We start from the raw sequence: 20,584 nt of genomic DNA, 5'->3' as shown, positions 1-20,584 counted from the left end.
AGGCAAAGTTAGAATGTGTTACAAAAAAGTAGTGATTTTATTTTTAATCTTTATCTGTGTTATCTCCAGCTCAGTTGCAGCCGCTTCAGATTCCTCAGAAGCCAGAGAATATTTGAGCTGGGAGAGTCTCTCTGATCTGCCCGAGTCGCTTGGCGTAGCGGGGTCTTTTGCCGGTGTTTACGATGACGCTTTAATCGTTGCAGGCGGAGCTAATTTCCAGAAACCTTACTGGGAATCTGACAAACAGTGGTATGATAAAATATGGATACTTGAGAAGACCGAATCTGATTACAAATGGTACAGTGGCTCTGAGCTTGACAGGCCCATTGCTTATGGAATGAGTATCTCAACAGATAACGGGCTTGTTTGTATAGGCGGAGCGTATTGGCAGCAGTGCTACTCAGATGTTTTCATCTTGAGATGGGACAGGAACAATAAAAAAATTATTAAAGAAACTCTGCCTTCGCTGCCGGAGCCTTGCGCTTATGGAAGTGCGGCAGTTATAGATGATATTATTTATGTGGCAGGCGGACAGAGCTCTCTAAACCTGGAATCTGCAATGAATAATTTCTGGTCACTGGATTTGTCTCAGAAAGATTCAGAGGATTTTACCTGGCAAGAGCTCTCATCGTGGCCTGGGCCCTCTCGTGCATTTAATATAACCGTATCTCAGCATAACGGGCAGAGTGATTGTATCTATCTGATTAGCGGACGGAGAATTGAAAAGGGTGCTGATGTATCAGAAACAGAATTCTTAAAAGATGTTTACGAATACAATCCCCTGGAAAAATCCTGGCAAAAAAAGATGGATGTACCATCGTGCGTCATGGCCGGGTCGGGTATAGATGTCGGCCAAAGCCACATATTCATACTCAGCGGCGCTGATGGCTCACTGTTTTTTAAGGGGGCTGAGCTGAAGTTAAATCATCCCGGTTTTCCAAAACAGATCTGGACATATCATACTATTACCGATACCTGGATATCAGCCGGCAAGGCACCTGCAAATCAGGTTACTTCAACTGCCGTTAAATGGGATGACTCAATTGTTTTAGTAAGCGGTGAAATAATGCCCCGGGTTCGAAGCCCTAAAATATGGCAAATAAAGCCGGTTAAAATAAAAAGTTCTTTTGGTTTTCTCAACTTTACAACACTTGTTATTTACCTGTTGGCGATGGTTGCTGTTGGTTTTTATTTTTCATTCAGAAATAAAGATACCAATGACTTTTTTCGCGGCGGCCAGCGGCTCCCCGGCTGGGCGGCAGGACTGAGTATCTTTGCGACAATGCTGAGTTCCATTACTTTTGTTGCTATTCCCGCCAAAGTATATTCTACCGATTGGACATTCTTTGTGGTTAATATGATGGCTATTGTGGTGACACCATTTGTTATTTATTTTGTCTTACCGTTTTTCAGGCGTATCGATGCTACCAGTGCCTATGAGTATCTTGAGAAACGTTTTAATATCTTGGCACGTCTGTTTGCCAGTTTTTCATTTGTATTATTCCAGATAGGCCGTATGGCTATCGTAATGTTTTTACCGGCGCTGGCTCTTACTGCAATAACAGGTCTGCCTGTTTCTTACTGTATATTGGCAATGGGGGTTCTGAGTATAATCTACTGCACAATGGGCGGATTAGAAGCGGTAATATGGACAGATTCTATTCAGACATTCATATTGCTGGGCGGGGCATTCTTAAGCCTTGTAATTGTACTGTTAAATATTGAAGGCGGACCGGCAGAGTTTTTTACTATTGCGAACGAAAATTCCAAGTTCCACGCTATAAATTTCGATTTCAGCTCGACAAGTTTTATGACAACCGCTTTATGGGTCATGATAATAGGCGGTATCGGCCAGAGCCTTATACCTTATGTCTCTGATCAGGCCGTTGTACAGAGATATCTGGCTGTTAGTGACATCAAGACAGCCAGAATTTCCATTTTGACAAATGCTATTATTATTATACCGGCAACTCTGCTCTTTTTTAGTGTTGGGACTGCATTGTTTGTCTTTTATAAAGCTAACCCCCAGAAGCTCGATCCGACTTTTCAGAATGATGCTATCTTCCCGCTTTTTATTTCACGTGAGCTGCCGATAGGCATCTCAGGGTTGGTTGTAGCTGGTATTTTTGCGGCGGCTCAATCAACTGTTTCAACGAGTATGAATAGCATATCGACAGTTATTGTCACTGATTTTGTGAAACCTTTTGGCCTGCTTAAAACGGAAAGGGGTTATTTAAATCTTGCCAGATTCTGCACGTTCTTTTTTGGAGTCCTTGGTACATTGCTTGCATTATTATTTGCCGCCTCGGACATTAAATCGTTATGGGAGTCATTCATGGGTATTCTTGGTTTATTTGGCGGTTCTATGTGCGGCTTGTTTCTGCTTGGGATATTTGTACCCCGAGTTGGTTCTGTTGCAGCAATATCAGGCGCAATAACTGGAGCGGTAATCTTGTTTCTGGTACAGTCATTTACTCAGGTATCATTCCTGCTCTACGCTGCAGTGGGCATTCTCTCGTGTTTTATTTGCGGCTATCTGCTCTCGTTTATACTGCCAAAAAACAAAAAGGATTTATCAGGTCTGACTATAAACACTGTATGGTCTCCTCACGATTAAACTGTCAGTTTATCTTTATTGAGCAATTACGTATGTTTGTAAATCTTTGTTAAGTTTGATTGTAGTTGTCAAGGCCGAATTAGACCACCCTGAACACCCAGTTTATCTCTTTGAAAAACAGTCACTTATGAACTTGAGATTGCAAATTGAAGTTTTGGCTCAAAATGCTATAATTAGACTTCGAATTATCGATATTATTAACATTATGAGCAGAAAAATATGTCCCAAAACATAGAGATTATCAACATTGCTGTGAGGTTGATTGTGAAGGTCGCTGTTCTTGCTGCCGGGTTTTCTGAGAGGGCGCGAAAGCGAGACCTCAAACGACTTGCCGGGATGGATATTGACGAGAAGGATAAAGAGCTTATCTTCCTTCGTGCCAAGATTACACAGCTGCAGACACAGGTATCTATTTTACAGAAGGCTTTTAAAAAGCAGAATAATAAAAAACGTTATACTATTCGCGAGAAGCTGTTTATTCTCTGCTATATGGAAGCCTTTCAGATACCAAGGCGAAGAGTCACCGAGCTTGCTGTTCTGGTCTGGCAGATAACGAAAGTCAATGCAGGGTGGGGCAGGTTCAGAATTGCCAACCAGCTCAAATTCTTGGGCATATTTCTCTCAGCCTCGACTGTGCGAAATATACTCAACAGGCCGGAATCACCGGCTACCGGCTAAAAAAAAGCTGGCTGAGATTAATCAAATTCATAGGTCAGTACCAATGAACAGTGGGAAATGTACGTCCAGACACAGAAAATGAGCGATTTTACGCCCCAATTTTGTCCCGATTGGCTTACACCTGTCCCGTATATTTTGTCAAACTATCAATTCTATGAACTTTTGAAAGAGCAAATAGGGCTGAATCTGGAGTTTTTCAGCGGTCTAATGAGTGGTTAACAAGTACATCCGGTACCGCTGCGAAGAATTGCCTTTCGCGATCAGGAACAAGAGCGAACGTTTGTGTTTCTTACAAACAACTTCGAGCTGGATGCCCTGACCGTTTGCCGGCTTTACAAACTACGCTGGCAGATAGAACTTTTCTTAAAATGGATAAAGCAGCACTTGAGGATAAAGTCCTTTTACGGCACCTCGATCAACGCCGTCAAGACCCAGATATGGATCGCAATAAGCGTTTATGTGCTTGTTGCAATTATTCGCAAGGAACTGAATTTGGAGCTTTCATTGCACGAAATTCTGCGAATTCTCAGCATCTTGCTTTTTGAGAAAGTCCCTATGGAACAAGCACTTATGAAAAACTATTACAATTTAAAAGAACATCAAAACTGTAAACAACGGTTATTATTCGACTTATAATGGAACAGTAGTGTTTTTTTTATTTTTTTGTTGACATGTTTAAATTGTATGTTAACATCTACTTGTACGAACAAGTAAAATACAAGTTAAAAACAGAAAAATACAGGAATCAGCGTGGATACTATTAAACTGGCAAGTGGCAGCAAGGCGGGGCATAAGTGGCAGAAGATCAGGGATTATATAATTTCTGAGCTTTCGAGCGGCACTTATTCGCCAGGGGATGCTATTCCAAGTGAGAATTACTTGTGTGAAGCTGTCGGCGTATCGCGTAGTACTGTCAGGCAGGCATTCCGCGAGCTTGAAAATGAGGGGATGATATATCGTGTTAAAGGCAGAGGTACTTTTCTTGCAGAACCGGATTCTTCGCATAAGACCAGTAATGATGAAATGTTCGGATTGATTGTCCCTGGTATAAGGCGAAGCCTTTATCCCTCGCTGACACAGGGTTTTGACGATTCATTATCACTAAACAGCATGCAGACTCTTATATGCCAGACGAATAACGATGTCGATAAACAGGGTAATATTATTTTGAGACTCTTGCATAGGGGTATAGACGGTGTTGCAATTGTTCCATCAACAATCGGAAATACGCCTGCGTATCAGATTCAGCTTTTGATAGATAATGGTATCCCGGTAGTGCTGTGCCATAGAGGCGTTGAAGGCATCAATGTCCCCACTCTGCTGTGGGACAGGAGGAAGGTTGGCCGGTTGGCTGGTGAAATACTTCTTGAAAAAGGGCACACCAAGATTGCTTATTTCGGTGTGTATAAATATGAAGTATCCGAGTCGCACGTACTTGGTTTGCGTCGGGCAATGAACGAGGCCGGAATAGATATGCCCGATTCTAATATTATTTTCGGTCCCGCCGGTGATCAGCCGGAGATTGAGGTTGACAGGGAAAAAATCCTGGCAAACCTTCTGCTTTCGGGCAACAGGCCCACAGCTATATTCTGTAGCGATGATAACGAGGCGGAGGTTCTTTACTGGCTGGCTCAGAGGCTTGGGATCAGTGTTCCGGGCGATCTCTCTATTGTGGGCTTTGGCGACTGTCATCGAAGTACTTCCACCCGAAGGTTTATTAGTTCGATAGTAATTGACGAGTACGCCCTTGGGCTCAAAGCTGCTCAAATGCTATGCTCTATACGAACTGGGGCTTTAAATATTAATGAAGCAGAAAGTGTTCCAGTTGAACTGAATGTGTTCTCAGGGGCCTCAATAGCAAAGATATAGATCTGATGACTTAGTGTGATTTACTTTTATAATAATGTGTTTTATCAGTGAAAGGATAATTTACAATGAGAAAGAATGAAAAAGAAACAGTTAAGAAAATGTTATTGCTCGTTTGTGTTTTCTGGGCTCTTTCAGGCAGTATGCTGGAAGCTGATCTTATAGCCTATTGGGCTATGGATGAAACGGCCGGGGCAACAGAAGCGGTGGATTCTATTGGTATTGCAAATGCAATCGCTGCCGCTTCAGGCGATAATCCGGTTGCCGGTGCAGCCGGTATGTTTGGCAACGCGTGGTCGTTTAGCGGTTCTGATGATAACCGTCTGCATATCGACCCGCCAAACCAGGCTGCCTTTACAACACTTGGTTATTCGGGATTCTCTTACAGCGGCTGGGTTAACAGCACTGATGGCGCAACCGATACCATCTTCAGTATTTCTGATGCTGCAGCAGGCAGTGAAGAAGCTGCACTTCGTATCGTCAGTAATCAACTCAATTTTCTTGGACGGCACAACACTAACGATAATGTTGATATAACCAGCCAGCAAACACTGAATCTCGGCCAGTGGTACCATGTAGCTGTTGCAAGTGATCTGAGCGGTACAGTTCTCTATCTGGACGGCAATGAAGTTGCTTCCTCTCCGTACGGCGTTGATATTGCAACATTTACAACCAATGACAACAATGTCTCGGTCAACTTCGGGGCAAATAATGATAATGGAACCGGACTTCAATGGGAATACGCCGGTTTAATCGATGAGTTCAGGGTTTATGACCACAAACTTAGTGTAAGTGAAGTTGAATCTCTTGCTGTACCTGAACCGACTACTATGTCTTTGATTGGTATTGGTGCAATTCTCTTGATCAGAAAAAAGAAATAGTTCTTTTTAAGCATTTGAGTCCTTTTAACAGTTGTTACAAGGGCTTCAGCAGTCAGAGGTACTGCTGAATTACGTATACATATTTATAATTTAACATGGGTATGATCATGAACATAAAAAAAGCGTTTACACTAATAGAGCTTTTGGTGGTGATTTCGATTATTGCTTTGCTGATGGCCATTCTGATGCCTGCTTTATCGAGAGTTCGCCAGCAGGCAAAAAGAACAATCTGCGGTACCAGGCAAAAGACTATACTTACAGCTCTTCATCTGTATATGGCAGAAAATAACAACAAGCTGCCGCCAACAATACAGGGCCGGGATAAAAACCCAAGAACCGGCAGGGTGGGCTGGTGGACTATCCCCAACAGGGTCAAATATTACTATGGTACCGGCCGTTGTCTGGCCGGTGGTTCTCTGGTTGATATATTTGGCTCTTATCTTGAAAGCCCTGAGTATCTTAATTGCCCTGTACCGACTCAAGACCTCAACTGGCAGGAGCAGTTCTACAAAGGTAATGATGATAAGACTATACTGACACTTAACAGTTCGTATTTCTTCTTGTGGAACTGGGTTAGATTTGAGAGCTACGGATTTCGTCCTGTCAAGGGCGGCGACCCGCTTATGGTAATGGACTATCTGACTATGGGCGGAGGCGATATAAACGGGCAGCCGGCCTGGACATCAGCACACAGGATGAAGAATTCGTCACTTCATGATTTCAGAGACCTTGAAGTATCTATTCCGGAGAAACTACGGCTTTTCATGAAAATACAGCCCCGTTCTGAAGTACCTTCTATAAAGGTTAATTGCGGTTATATTGATGGGCATGTAGAAACTAAAGATTCGTCCGGGTTTGAAAATGAAACACCTGAAGGATACTTTTTCCCATCAGATGTTTGGTAACACAATTTTAATATTTTTTACAGGAGAGTTTATTATGAAAAAACTTAGTATTTTTTGTTTAGTATCTTTTGCATTAGCATTATGCGGCAGTGCTTTTGCAGGTACTCTGGCTTTTTGGGAGTTCAATGAACAGATGCCGGGAACCCCAACGGTAATGGGCCAGAGGATCGTAGATTCCAGCGGAAACGGCAGGGACCTTTATGTGGCACTTGGCACAGAAGGGGAGACAACCTTTGTCGAGCCTAATCCCCATTATGGTGATGGGTCATCTATGGGCTTTACCGCCGACGCTAACAGGCTGTTTTTCGAGCCCGGTTATGATTTTGGTGACGGCGGCCCTGTGTCAGGTTCCCAGATTAATTTTGGAGTCTGGGACAGCTTCACAATGGAGACTCTGATACGTTTCCCAACAAGAAATGACGACGGAGATCTCTATTGTGCCCCGTTAGGCGTTATTGATCCAGAGACAGGAACACAGATCTGGTGGCGCGTAAGAAATACCAATAACCTCCAGTTTCTGGTTAAGGATGATGTAGGTGTCCAGAGCGCTTTTAATGTTGCACCGGGTTCTACGGCCCCCGGCGGTGAAACTGTACCAAACCTTTATGACGGCAACTGGCACCACTGGGCAGTGGTAAGGGATACATCTACAAGTGAGTATCACATGTATGTAGATTATATCCTTGTTGCTTCCATAACAGATTCAACCGGGACGGTTACCTTGTCAGTTCCATGGGGCATTGGCGGATGGGGCCCTGGTTATGATACTCGTAATTTCGTTGGAAGTATGGATTTTCTCAAGATAAGTGATGAGGCTTTGGCCCCGGAGGGATTCATTCAGCCGACTCCATACGCTGCTGAACCAACACCGGCAAACGGTTCGTACGATTTACCAACAGCTTCAGTTGAGCTGAGCTGGAATGCGGCTTCAGGTGATGGTGTTACAGTTGCTTCTCAAACCGTGACTGTTGCGTCTGATGCTGACATGTCAGGAGTTATTGCAAGTGAAACTGTAGCAGGAAACAGCGTTTCTGTTTCCGGCCTCGAAGCATCACGCACATACTACTGGCAGGTTGAAACCGAAGGCAGTGTTGACGGCGAAGCCTTTTCAAGTATGAGCGATGTATGGTCTTTCGCAACTGTTGAAGCGGTAACACCGTTAGCCGCGTACTGGCAATTTGATGGTGGTTCTCCAGGCAGTGATATTCTTCCAGGAGATCAGCTCGCCGATACCAGCGGTAACAACCGTGATCTGCTTGTCATCCTCGAAGATGAGCCTGAAATAGGTGGTGCAGTATTTGGTAATCCTGATGCTTATTACGGTTCTTTGGCTTCTTTTGAAGGTTTCAGTGATAACCAGTTGACTGTAACGGAGAGTAAAATTGCAGTTCCTGAGAACGAAAGTCTTACTATTGAGTCAGTTGTAAAGTTCAGTGTGAACGAGAGCAGCCTCAACGCTATTCTTGCTACAGTCATGAGTGAGGAAAACAACTACTGGTACGGTGTGGGTCAGTCTCAGTACTGGTTCAGGACTGAAGCAGACGGAACTCTTCGGTTCTGGGTTCAGGATGTCAGCGGCAACAGCAACTCTGTAAGAGGTTCAGCAAATATCTATGACGGACAATGGCATCATGTTGCTGCGGTCAGAGATGCGGCGGCCGGGAAAATAAGGCTTTATCTTGATTACGCTTTAGAGGCCGAAGTAGATGACGTTACCGGCGATATTAACCCCAACGGATCAACAACAGTTGCCGGTATAGAAGGCTACACCAGCCGAAACTTCGAGGGAAATATAGATTTTGTTAAGGTTAGCCGTACGGCTCTTGGACCTGCTGAGTTTGAGCAGCCCGTGGCAGTTCCTTCGAATCCTGATCCTGTGGATATGGCCATCGATGTGCCAACCAGTTATACTTACAGCTGGACACCAATACCCGAAGCTTCGATCAGTTCTGAAACTCTGATAATTTCAGAAGATCCTTACATGCGGGATCCTGTTGCTCAGATAGAGGCATCAGGCAGTTCGGCTCTTGTAGCAGACTTGAAGTTCAACACAACCTACTACTGGCAGGTAGAGACCGCAGGTTCAGACTCAGGCGGTTCATTTACACGCCTTGGGCCTGTATGGACACTGACTACTCCAAGCTGTACAGTTGATGTATATCATGGTGACCTGAGCAAAGACTGTGTCGTTAATTTCAATGATCTGGCTATTCTGGCAGGTAACTGGCTTATGTCAGGTCTTTAATCTAAGTTTATAAATTATCATGGAGCAGAGAGTATTTCACCTCTGCTCCATATAATATTTCTTTATCTGAGAGCACAAATGGATATTAATACTAAGAAAAGAATCACAATTGCCGCCGTATTTTCACTTTTTTGCATGACTGCCGCTGCTGAATCGTTTTTTCATACGACAGTATTTCAGCAGGGAATGAACGGCTATAATACTTTTAGAATTCCATCTCTTATTCAAGCTCCTGACGGTACTGTCCTTGCGATCTGCGAGGGGCGTAAGAACAGCTCATCCGACACGGGTGATATAGATACGGTGCTGAGGCGCAGCTTTGACGGCGGAGTTACATGGGATCCGCTGCAGGTTATCTGGGATGATGGACCTAATACCTGCGGTAATCCCACGGTTCTTTTAGACATCTCAAACGGGAGGGTATGGCTTTTCAATACACATAATCTTGGGCAGGACTCGCAAACCGAGATTGTTAATGGAACAAGTGACGGAGTCAGGACGATATGGTCCTGCTACAGTGATGATAACGGAGCGAGCTGGTCAAGTCCGTATTGTCATTATCCTGAGATTAGACCTTTTGGAACCCCGCCCAACGGCTGGGACGCCACAGGGCCGGGCAATGGTATCCAGTTGACCATGGGAACCAATTCCGGGCGGCTTATTGTTCCCTCGATCGAGAGAAATATACAAAGTGACGACAACGGGCAAACCTGGTACGAAAGCGGCCGACTCGTCCCCGGCTCAAGCGAAGCTGCTTGTGTAGAGCTCAGTAACGGCGTTTTGATGCGTAATGACCGTCCCACCGGAGCATATAAACAATATAACAGGCGTATCGCCTGCAAAAGTTATAATCAGGGAGGCAGCTGGTCGCCGCTGCAGGTTCGTGATGACTTAACCTGCCCTGTATGTCAGGCAAGCACTATTACGCATATTCTGCCTTCTAACGGCCAGAGGGCAGTTGTATTTGCCAATCCCTCTGCAACTTCAAGAATAAAAATGACAGTTCAAATATCTTATAATGACGGACGTTCTTTCGAAGATAAGAGGCTTATCTATCCGGGAAGCTCTGCCTATTGTTCTCTTGCCGGCCTTTCAGACGGTAATATTGCACTGTTTTATGAAAATGGCGATGGCTGGCCGTACCACAGAATCTCATTCGCAAAATTCATGCCGCAGTGGCTCAAAGAAAAAGGTATCCTGAATTTGGATTTTGAGGAATTCGAAAAAGGCGAATCGCTGCCGACCGAAGCCGGGGCAGTTAAGGATCCCTCAAATTACTGCTTTGAAGCAACTGCAGAGGCAGCTTTTGCGGTTGTTGAAGGAAGTGAAAAATATGATGGCGGCACGGCAGTCAGTTTTACCGGTAACGGCAAGGGTATCCGAATAACAGACCAGGAGACACGGAGTTTTATGGATTTCGGCCCCGAAACGAGTTTTATAATTCGAGTTGTATTTAAAACAGAGGCTCACGGTGACGGCGGGGCAGCCGGCGCGGGTTCGTTACTATCTAAAGATGTTGCCCCTGGCGTAGCTTCATGGTGGCTCAGAATACAGGATGGCAAGGTTCGAATGCTTATGAGTGACGGCCCCCGTAATGTCTCACTGTCCAGTACCCGCAGGGTAAATGATGGAAACTGGCACAATTTAGTTGTCGTTCGCGATGTAGATACCAAAAGATTACACATTATTCTCGACGGCAAGCCGAATATAGATATATTAGACGCTACAATCGGAAGTTTGGGAAATAACAATGATCTGATGATTGGCTGTTTCAACGGCGGGGAAAGGTCTTTTATTGGAGAAATAGATAAAATAGAAATAACAGAGGGCGGTATTTCTGATGTCCTTACCGCTTATGATGGAGATTTTAACCAGGACAAAATCGTTGATATCAGAGATTTAATGGTAATTGGTGCCGGCTGGCTGGGCGGCAGTGATTGAATTTTGCTACGAAAGGTTATAATGAATAACAATAAAAATGCAGTTGTTAATGGGGTTATTGTCCCAATAATTACACCAGTTGATCAGAATGAAAATGTGGATGAAGTTGCCTTTAGAGCCGCAATCAGGCGATGCCTTGATGCCGGCGTTGACGGGATATTTGCCGGCGGAAGTGCGGGCATGGGGCCATTGCTCTCAGATGATCAATGGCAGCGGGCAATGGAAATTGCAAGCGATGAAGTTGACTCTGACCGCGTTTTGTTGGGCGGAGCGATAAGCACTTCTACCAGAAGAGCGGTTGAGAAGATTAAGGTCCTGGAAAAAACAGGTTTTAAGCACATGGCAGTGACGCCGAGCTTCTATTATACACTCAAAAGAGATCAGGAGTTTTTAGCTCACTTTGATAAGTGCAGGCAGGCATCCAGCATGGACATGGTAGTTTATAACATACCCTCCTGTACTTACAGCAGCATACCTTTGAGTGTTCTGGAACAGATGGCATCTCAAGGGTGGTTTACAACAATGAAGGAAAGCGGCGGTGACAGGGCTTACTTCAAAACGGCTATGGAAATTTCCCTGCAATACGGGTTTGATCTGCTTCAGGGAAACGAACCAGATATTGCCTGGGGCCTCTCTTGCGGCGCAAAAGGTATTATTCCTGTGTGCGCAAACTATGAGCCGCAGACTTTTGTCGCAGCATGGAACGCATCTAAAAACGGTGACAATGAGATGCTTGAACAGGCCCAGAAGAGAGCGGATTATATAAGAGAGATACTTCTTATAAATTCAGAGAACTGGATTGCCGGTATAATGTATGGAGTTGCATCTCTTGGTATAGGTTCAGGAATTCCTGTTTTACCTTTGGAAGAGGTATCTGAATCATCTAAAAAGCAAATTGATGCTTTAAATATCATAAACCTTTGTTCTGGAGCACTCAATGAACACAATTAATAAAAGCGGATTCAATTTATTAAAATTAGTATTTTTCTTATGTGTCTGCATTTCAGTTGTTTACGCGGATTCATCCAGTTTTAATAGAAAACCTCTTTTTGCGAGCGGCCAGGACGGATACGACACCTACAGAATACCTTCTATTATTGCAACTTCAAAAGGAACGGTACTGGCTGTGTGTGAAGGCCGAAAAGAGGGGGTTTCTGATACGGGTGATATTGACCTTATCTTGAAACGGTCTGAGGATAGCGCAAAAACATGGAGTGAGACTAAGCTTATATGGAGTGACGGCAACAATACATGCGGCAACCCGTGTCTTGTCGAAAATAAAAAAACCGGCACAATCTTCTTATTTTCAACGTGGAACCTTGGCTCTGATCACGAACGGGAAATCCTTAAAGGACAGAGCAAAGATACACGCCGCGTTTACTATCTCAAATCAAGCGATGAAGGCAAAACATGGTCAAAACCGGTTGAGATAACAAAAGATTCCAAAAAGGAATACTGGAAATGGTATGCTACCGGTCCGGGTGTCGGGATTCAGCTTGAATACGGCTTATACAAAGGACGTCTGGTCATTCCGGCTAATCATTCATATATCGGCCCTGAAGGCAATGTTTTCGGCTCGCATGTTATCTACAGCGATGATAACGGTCAGAGCTGGAATCTCAGCGATTCTATACTGCCGGGCCTCAACGAGTCTCAGGTAGTTGAGCTGATTGATGGGAAACTGCTAATGAATATGCGAAATTATAGGTACAGAGGCTCACGCGGACTGGCTTTCAGTACCAATGGCGGGCAAAGCTGGCCTTATACTGCGTTTAAATCAAATCTTATAGAACCGAGATGTCAGGCGGCGATATTGAGATATTCTCCAAATGAACAAAACACAAAAAGCTGCATCTTATTCTGTAATCCGGAAAGTATTACTCAGCGTGTTAAAATGACCGTTAAAATGAGCTTTGATGAAGCTAAAACATGGCCGGTTTCAAAGACCGTTTACGAGGGTCCTTCGGCATATTCGTGTATGGCAGTTTTGCCGGATAACAGGATATGCTGCTTTTTTGAATCAGGCAAAAAGAATCCATACGAGAGAATTGAACTGGCGGTTTTTACACTTGATTGGCTTAAAGATGGCAATGAGTCGAAGAGATAGAGTCTTAGCCGCCATAAGCTGCCATGAAGCAGACAGGCTCCCAATGGATTTCAGTGCTAATAGATGGGTGCTTGAGAAGATTAAGAATGCACTCAAACTTGACAGCCATAAGAGTGTCTTAGAGTATTTCAACGTTGATATAGTTGACCTGCGGGATGTCGAACAACCGGTTTACAAAGGACCTGTACCGCTCAAAAAAGAAATAGAAGGCGGAGTGGTCCAGAATTACTGGGGTTGGCGAACCTTGGTTAAAGACACTCCAACCGGCCCTGAAGAGATGTTTTGTGATTTTTTATTCCAGAATGCCGAAAGCCTGGATGATGTCCAGAGCCACACCTGGCCGCGTGTTGACTGGTTTGATTTTACTGATTTCGGCGAAAGGCTTGAGAAATGGTCTGATTTTGCGATAATGGCAACCGGTGCGAGTGTGTGGCAGCATCCATCCTTTCTAAGAGGACTTGATACGCTGCTAATGGATGTTGCTCTCAATAACGAGATTGGTATATATATTATTGATAAATATAGTGAATTTTATACAAGTTATTTCGATAAGATGATAACGTCTTCAAAAGGCAGAATTGATATTTTAAGGATTGCGGATGATCTTGGAATGCAGGAGAGGCTTCTCGTCAGCCCGGATATATTTAACGTGGTATTTGCTCCGAGGATTGCACGAATAGTTGACATGGCACACAGTCATGGTGTTAAGGTTATGTTTCACTCTTGCGGTGCGATATCTCCTCTTATTCCCGGTATAATCGATGCCGGCGTTGACATTCTCGACCCCATACAGGTAACAGCGGCTGGAATGGAACCGTCAAGTTTGAAGGCCGGGTTTGGAGACAGGCTCTGCTTTCACGGCTCAATAGATACTCAGTATCTCCTTACTCAGTGCAAACCACAGGACGTGGCGGATAGTGTCGAGAATATGTTCAGTATTTTGGGTGAAGGCGGCGGTTTTATTTTATCTCCAAGCCACATTTTGCAAACTGATGTACCGCTGGAAAATATAAAAGCACTTTATCAGAAAGGTAAAAACTGCGTATATTAAAGGTTAACAAGACTATGAATAGAATTATAATATATGTCATGTTTCTTGTTGGTTTAACTGGCTGTTTTGCAAGTGAGAATAAAGAAGATATTAAGCAGACAGTCCTTTTCGTTAGCGGCAAGAAAGGCTATTCCACATACCGGATCCCCGCCATTGCAGTTTCGACAAAGGGTACTGTTATTGCGGTTTGTGAAGGCAGGAAGAATAGCCGTTCGGATACGGGCGATATTGACCTGCTGGTTCGAAGGTCCGTTGATGCTGGCGATACATGGTCTGAGCAGCAGGTTATCTGGGATGATGGCCCGAATACCTGCGGTAATCCGTGTCTTGTGGTTGACAAGATAACGGGTACCATCTGGCTGTTGTCAACTCATAACCCTGGAGAAGACAATGAGAAAGAGATTATAGACGACACAGGCATTGGCACCAGAACTGTCTGGATTATGCATAGTGACGACGACGGCCGGAACTGGTCAGAGCCGGTTGAGATCACTTCATCAGTCAAAAAGCCTGACTGGACATGGTATGCTACCGGCCCGGGAGCGGGAATCCAGTTGAAAAAGGGTGAACATAAAGGCAGGCTTGTGATTCCATGTGACCACATTGAAGCCGATACCAAAAAATATTATTCACATATAATTTATTCGGACGATCACGGCAAGACCTGGAAGCTGGGTGGTTCTACTCCTCAGGATATGTACAACGAATGCGAAGTCGTGGAGCTTGATGATGGACGGTTGATGCTGAATATGCGAAACTATGACCGTGCAAAGAAAGACCGCGCATACAGTTATAGTGGTGATGGCGGTTTGAGCTGGTCAGATGTCAGGCATGACCAAAGTCTGATTGATCCGATCTGCCAGGCAAGTATCCGCCGTTACGATAAATCTGCCAAAAGTTATTTGTTATTTTCAAATGCTGCCAGTACAGATAAACGTCTCAATATGACTGTTCGCCTGAGTTGTGACCAAGGTAAGACCTGGCCGGATTCAAAAAGACTGTATTCCGGACCTTCTGCATATTCCTGTCTCGCAGTACTGGCAGACGGAAGGGTTGCGTGTTTTTATGAAAATGGATACTATGAGAGGATCACGCTTGCTGTATTCACACTCGATTGGCTTTTAGATAAATACGAATCACTGGAATAAATTCGTTTTTAAGGAGACTCATTTGGATAAGAAATACCGTCACATCAGATTTGTTTATCTGCTTTCGCTGTTTACTTTTATTGTATCATGTCCGGGGCAGAATTCTAAGCAGGGAGAGTTTTTCAAATGGGATGAACTGGCAACAATGCCCGCAGCAGCCGGACAGGACGAGCCGCTTGGTGTGGCCGGTCCATTTGCCGGAATCAGCAGTGATGCTTTGATTATTGCCGGCGGAGCTAATTTTCCCAAGCCTTATTGGGGTATGGATAAGGTTTGGCACGATGATATTTGGGTGCTTGAGAAAAATGATTCTGATTACCGGTGGTATACTGGATTTAAACTTGATAAACCTGCGGCCTACGGCATGAGTGTTACAACTGAATACGGAGTTATATGTATTGGCGGCGCCGATGGGCAAAGATGCTTCTCAGATGTTTTTCTACTCAAATGGGACAGGTCAGCTAAGTCGGTCATCAAAGAATATTTACCGCCATTGCCGCTAGCATGTGCTTATGGAGGTGCTGCTGTTTTTAATAACATTGTATATATAGGCGGCGGTCAAAGCTCTTCTGAGCTGGATACAGCAATGAATAATTTCTGGGCTCTTGACTTGTCTCAAAAAGACAGCGGAGTTGATTATTCCTGGCAGCAGCTGCCGGCATGGCCGGGTCCTCAGCGTGCTTTCAATATGACTGTTGCACAGCATAACGGTAAAACTGATTGTATATATGTAATAAGCGGCAGGAAAAAGAAAAACGGCGGGATAGAATTCCTCAGGGATATTTACGAATTTTCAATAGTTGACAATTCCTGGAAACAGTGTGCCTCAGCGCCGAGAGCTTTATGTGCAGGCACTGCATCAGCCGTTGGCCAGAGCCATATTTTTGTGTATGGCGGTGATGATGGGAGCCTGTTCTTTAAAGCGGACGAGTTAGGAGACAGCCATCCAGGATTTCCAAAGGATATTTTCGCTTATCATACAATAACCGATACATGGGTCAAGGCAGGCGAAATGCCGCAGACGCCGGTTACCTCAGTTGCTCTCAACTGGGATGATGAGTATCTCGTTGTCAGCGGCGAAATCAGACCAAGAGTCCGAACCCCCGAAATACTCCGCGGGAAGCTCCATGAAACGGATAATTCATTCGGCGCAGTAAATTTTATTACGCTCTGTGTATATCTTCTGGCTATGGTTGCAGTAGGCGTATATTTCTCAACTCGCAATAAGAACACAGACGATTTTTTCCGGGGCGGCCAAAGGGTGCCGGCATGGGCGGCAGGGCTCAGTATTTTTGCAACGATGCTCAGCTCGATCACCTTTGTTGCGATTCCTGCTAAAGTTTATTCGACAGACTGGACGTTCTTTACAATAAATATGATGGCGATAGCGGTTACTCCCTTTGTTATCTTTCTTATTCTGCCATTTTTCAGGGATATTGACGCTACAAGTGCCTATGAATACCTTGAAAGAAGGTTTAATGTGTTTGCAAGGCTGTTTGCAAGTTTCTCGTTTGTCCTGTTCCAGATCGGCAGGATGGCTATAGTAATGTTCCTGCCGGCACTTGCCCTTTCAACAATAACCTCGTTCAGTGTCGAGCAGTGTATACTGATTATGGGTGTTTTGAGTGTGATATACTGCACTATGGGCGGGCTTGAAGCGGTTATATGGACAGATTCTATCCAGACATTTGTTTTGCTTGGCGGTGCATGTGCAAGTATTCTGGTTATACTTACAAATATAGACGGCGGCGTTGGAGAATTCTTCGCTATTGCCAATGAAAATGCAAAGTTTCACACAATTAACTGGGATTTTAGCTCAACCAGCTTTATGACAACTGCGATCTGGGTCATGGTCATTGGGGGCATTGGGCAGAACCTTGTGCCCTATGTTTCCGATCAGGCCGTTGTTCAGAGGTACATGTCCGTCTCAGATACAAAAAAAGCACGCAAATCAATACTGACTAACGCTTTGATAATCATTCCTGCATCACTTTTATTCTTTGGTGTTGGTACTGCATTGTTCGTCTTCTACAAAATGAATCCCGGCAAGCTTGACCCCGGCTACCAGAATGATGCGATTTTTCCGCTTTTCATTGCACGAGAGCTTCCCATTGGGATATCGGGTCTTGTTGTTGCGGGAATTTTTGCCGCGGCCCAGTCAACCGTGTCAACAAGCATGAACAGCATCTCCACCGTTGTTGTTACTGACTTCGTTAAGCGTTTCTCATTACTAAAGACGGAAAAAGGTTATTTGAATCTTGCCCGTTTCTGCACCCTGTTCTTTGGTACTCTTGGCACTGTATTGGCATTGTTGTTTGCAAGTGCAGATATTAAATCCCTTTGGGAGTCATTTATGTCGGTACTTGGTTTATTTGGCGGTTCAATGTGCGGTTTGTTCCTGCTTGGGATATTCACTAAGAGGGTTGGCGGCATCTCCGCTATAGCAGGGGCCTTAATTGGTGCGATTGTTTTATTTACAGTCAAGATAAATACGGGCGTCTCTGTTTTGCTTTATGCTGCAATTGGAATTCTTGCCTGTGTTGCAAGCGGCTATGTCCTCTCTTTCGTAATACCGGAAAAACGCAAAGACATTGCCGGACTTACCGTATTTAAATCGAAATAGAAGCTAATTCTCTACTTAAGGAAAGATTCAGCAATGAGCTGCACATCGAAACAGCGTGTCGAAATGATTTTTAATAAGCAGTTGCCCGACAGGCCCGCGATCGGTTTTTTTGCAATTGATTCCGATACTGCTGCCGGGGTTCTCGGCAGGCAGACATACTGGCGGGCCAAGGCAAAAAGCCAGATAGCTTTCTGGCAGGGCCGCCGCGACGAGGTTGTCCAAAGCTGGATTGAAGACGGAATTGAGCTTTACAAGAAGCTGGATTTTATTGATATTATTCCTGTTTGCTGCGAATCTGCCGGCATTTGCCCGCCGAAGGGATACACACCTGAGTCCCCAAAGCAGATAGATGAAACAACATGGCAAGGCAAAGATGGCAAAATTTACCGTTATTCGCCAACCACTAAGGATATTACGGTTATCAGCAGCCCGTTCGTGGAAGACAGCCTGGAGCTGCAGGCTGAAATGTGGGACGGCGTGATTACACCTCCGGATGAGAGCATTTTCGAGGTGGTTGAAGCTTTCATTGCTGAGTTTGGCGAAGAAAAGTTTGTCCTTGGCCCCTCAGCTGCCGAGTTAGCCTGGTTTCTTCCCGGCGGCATGGAAGCTGGGCTTATGTTTATGGCAATGCAGCCTGAAAAGCTTAAAAAAATATATATGTCAAAAGTGGCATCTGCAAACGCACATGACAAATATTATGTCCGCAGAGGTCAGTCTGGAGTCTTATGGGGCACCGATCTGGCAAGCCAGAAAGGGCCGATGATCAGTCCGCGGATGTATGGTGAATTGTTCCTCGAAGGTTTTTCTCAGCGAGTAGCTTCAGTTAAAGTTCATAACCAGCGAGTTATTAAGCATATGTGCGGCAACAACTGGCCGATCCTTGATTTAATGGTTCAGGCAGGAATAGAGTGCTATCAGTCTGTTCAGCAGTCAGCCGGAATGGATATAGCAGAGGTTTATGCCGGATACAACGATAAATTTGCAGTCTGGGGCGGCCTTCCTGTCGAGCTTTTAATTGGCGGCAGCAGGAAAGAAGTACGAAATGCAGTTAGAAAGGTAATGACTGAGCTTGCCCCTAACGGGCGGTTCATTTTCGGTACAAGTCATTCGGTCGCGGTTGGAACAAATTACGAAAATTTTATGGCAATGATTGATGAACTCCATAAATGGATTTAAACTTTAAGGTTGAACCTGATATGAAAAAATTTGTCTATATCCTTATTTTTTCTGCAGCATTTAATGTTATTGCAGAACAATCTCAATTTGAATCTGATTCCGTTTTTTTTCAGAACAGGGATGAGGTTATTAAACGTTGTGTGCGTATTCATCGGTTTTTCATCGGCAAATATGAAAGCCCTGATGCGTTAGTCAAGATTGAACCTGTCGTAATCCCCTGGGGTGATGAGCTTAAAGGCAACAACTGGCATCTCGGCTGGCCTGTTGCTGTACTCGTTAATGAAACCATCATTGTGGTCTATCACAGAAACCCTCAGCATACACCCCGTTTTGGAGTAAAAAAATACAAAGACCAATTTCACTCAACGGCAATTGTAACCCGTTCAACCGATTACGGAAAGACCTGGACTTCATCGGTAGATATACGTTCTTTTGTCAAAACTCCAACCGAAGATTGTATGCTTGCTTTTGGGAATTCCATTGGCACTGCCGATGACGGTACGGTTGTCCTTGTAACCGCTTATGGTGTTTTTCGTTCACAAGACGAAGGTGCTTCGTGGCGGCATCTTCCTGATTCATATACTTCAAGGACATTATCTGGAAATAAATGCAATAACGGACCGGTGATTGTAAATCATCCGGAAAAAGGTCTGGTTAGTTTTTCGCACAATAAAAACAGAGAGATTATAACAATTCGTACATCACGGGATACCGGTGAAAACTGGCATCAGCATATTATTAAGATACCCGAGTGGGCCGCCGCGATAGAGCCAACAGGCCTCTATCATGATGGTTCCCTGTTCATTCTTGCTCGCGCTCACGGCAAAGACAGCTTTCAGCCTGAAACTAAGACATGGAGGTACATACAGCTCGTTTCTCCCGAAGGATGGTTGCCGCTTATGCCAGCCTATACCAATATAACAACTACTGATATTACAGATGAGATACCTATTGAAGGTTACGGCCCGTGGTCTCAGGATACAGTATCTCTTGACTTAAATCCTGTATCTCATCGTATAGAGGCTGTTTGTACAAACCGCTGCGGAGGCGGCGAGGGTAAAGAACAGCAGCGGATGCAGATGACGCTTAATCTCTGGAGCATAGATCCCCGGGAGTTTAAAGAGGGTAAATCAAAATGGCGGTTTGAGGGTACCCTTATTAAACATGCCGGCACAATGACTACCGGGGCTGATGGTATGCATCCAGGCGCTTCTGTGATAGATACAAAGAATAATGTGCAGCGGATTTACGTATACCTCGGCGAGCATCTGGGGCCGGCCGGCATATTCAGTGTTACCAGGAGTCTGGATACCGCAGCATTGCGGGAGTGGTTAAAAGAAAATTAA

The 20,584-nt window shown here is 44.6% G+C and carries 14 protein-coding genes and 1 pseudogene; all 15 read left to right on the top strand.

Annotation, left to right across the window (positions count from 1 at the left end):
- Window positions 1–13: 13 nt before the first annotated feature.
- The 15 genes and pseudogenes from SMSP2_RS04160 to SMSP2_RS04090 all read left to right on the top strand — a co-directional run bounded on the left by SMSP2_RS04160 (window position 14) and on the right by SMSP2_RS04090 (window position 20,584).
- Window positions 14–2,617: a sodium:solute symporter family protein gene (locus SMSP2_RS04160; RefSeq protein WP_146682750.1), complete on the top strand. Its 2,604-nt coding sequence runs from the start codon at window positions 14–16 to the stop codon at window positions 2,615–2,617.
- Between the two features lie 219 nt (window positions 2,618–2,836).
- A complete protein-coding gene (locus SMSP2_RS04155) occupies window positions 2,837–3,295 on the top strand; it encodes a hypothetical protein (protein ID WP_146682749.1) in 459 nt (152 codons plus the stop codon).
- 219 nt (window positions 3,296–3,514) lie between these two features.
- Window positions 3,515–3,931, top strand: a pseudogene (locus tag SMSP2_RS04150) (transposase); the annotation flags it as partial.
- A gap of 114 nt (window positions 3,932–4,045) precedes the next feature.
- Complete coding sequence (locus tag SMSP2_RS04145) at window positions 4,046–5,164, top strand: GntR family transcriptional regulator (RefSeq protein WP_146682747.1); 1,119 nt, start codon at window positions 4,046–4,048, stop codon at window positions 5,162–5,164.
- A 65-nt stretch (window positions 5,165–5,229) separates the two neighbouring features.
- A complete protein-coding gene (locus tag SMSP2_RS04140; RefSeq protein ID WP_146684812.1) occupies window positions 5,230–6,042 on the top strand; it encodes a LamG-like jellyroll fold domain-containing protein in 813 nt (270 codons plus the stop codon).
- 107 nt (window positions 6,043–6,149) lie between these two features.
- Window positions 6,150–6,947 (top strand): type II secretion system protein, encoded by a 798-nt coding sequence (locus tag SMSP2_RS04135; protein ID WP_222566401.1) that lies wholly within the window; start codon window positions 6,150–6,152, stop codon window positions 6,945–6,947.
- 34 nt (window positions 6,948–6,981) lie between these two features.
- Window positions 6,982–9,192 (top strand): LamG-like jellyroll fold domain-containing protein, encoded by a 2,211-nt coding sequence (locus SMSP2_RS04130; protein WP_186804849.1) that lies wholly within the window; start codon window positions 6,982–6,984, stop codon window positions 9,190–9,192.
- A gap of 78 nt (window positions 9,193–9,270) precedes the next feature.
- Complete coding sequence (locus SMSP2_RS04125) at window positions 9,271–11,133, top strand: exo-alpha-sialidase (protein ID WP_146682744.1); 1,863 nt, start codon at window positions 9,271–9,273, stop codon at window positions 11,131–11,133.
- 21 nt (window positions 11,134–11,154) lie between these two features.
- Window positions 11,155–12,084: a dihydrodipicolinate synthase family protein gene (locus SMSP2_RS04120; protein WP_146682743.1), complete on the top strand. Its 930-nt coding sequence runs from the start codon at window positions 11,155–11,157 to the stop codon at window positions 12,082–12,084.
- The gene (locus tag SMSP2_RS04115) at window positions 12,071–13,240 is read left to right on the top strand and encodes a sialidase family protein (RefSeq protein ID WP_146682742.1); all 1,170 of its coding nucleotides are present in this window, start codon (window positions 12,071–12,073) and stop codon (window positions 13,238–13,240) included. Before SMSP2_RS04120 ends, SMSP2_RS04115 begins: the two co-directional genes overlap by 14 nt.
- On the top strand, window positions 13,224–14,291 hold the full coding sequence (locus tag SMSP2_RS04110) for a uroporphyrinogen decarboxylase family protein (RefSeq protein ID WP_186804848.1): 1,068 nt from the start codon (window positions 13,224–13,226) through the stop codon (window positions 14,289–14,291). Before SMSP2_RS04115 ends, SMSP2_RS04110 begins: the two co-directional genes overlap by 17 nt.
- 14 nt (window positions 14,292–14,305) lie before the next feature.
- Complete coding sequence (locus tag SMSP2_RS04105) at window positions 14,306–15,439, top strand: sialidase family protein (protein WP_146682740.1); 1,134 nt, start codon at window positions 14,306–14,308, stop codon at window positions 15,437–15,439.
- Between the two features lie 22 nt (window positions 15,440–15,461).
- Entirely contained in the window at window positions 15,462–18,062 is a 2,601-nt protein-coding gene (locus SMSP2_RS04100; RefSeq protein WP_146682739.1) for a sodium:solute symporter family protein, read from the top strand.
- A gap of 33 nt (window positions 18,063–18,095) precedes the next feature.
- Window positions 18,096–19,238: a uroporphyrinogen decarboxylase family protein gene (locus SMSP2_RS04095; protein WP_146682738.1), complete on the top strand. Its 1,143-nt coding sequence runs from the start codon at window positions 18,096–18,098 to the stop codon at window positions 19,236–19,238.
- Between the two features lie 140 nt (window positions 19,239–19,378).
- Window positions 19,379–20,584 (top strand): sialidase family protein, encoded by a 1,206-nt coding sequence (locus tag SMSP2_RS04090; protein WP_146682737.1) that lies wholly within the window; start codon window positions 19,379–19,381, stop codon window positions 20,582–20,584.

The organism is Limihaloglobus sulfuriphilus (assembly GCF_001999965.1).
Taxonomy (GTDB): domain Bacteria; phylum Planctomycetota; class Phycisphaerae; order Sedimentisphaerales; family Sedimentisphaeraceae; genus Limihaloglobus; species Limihaloglobus sulfuriphilus.
The sequence above is the reverse complement of the archived record's forward strand: the minus strand, read 5'-3'. Positions and strand labels throughout refer to the sequence as shown.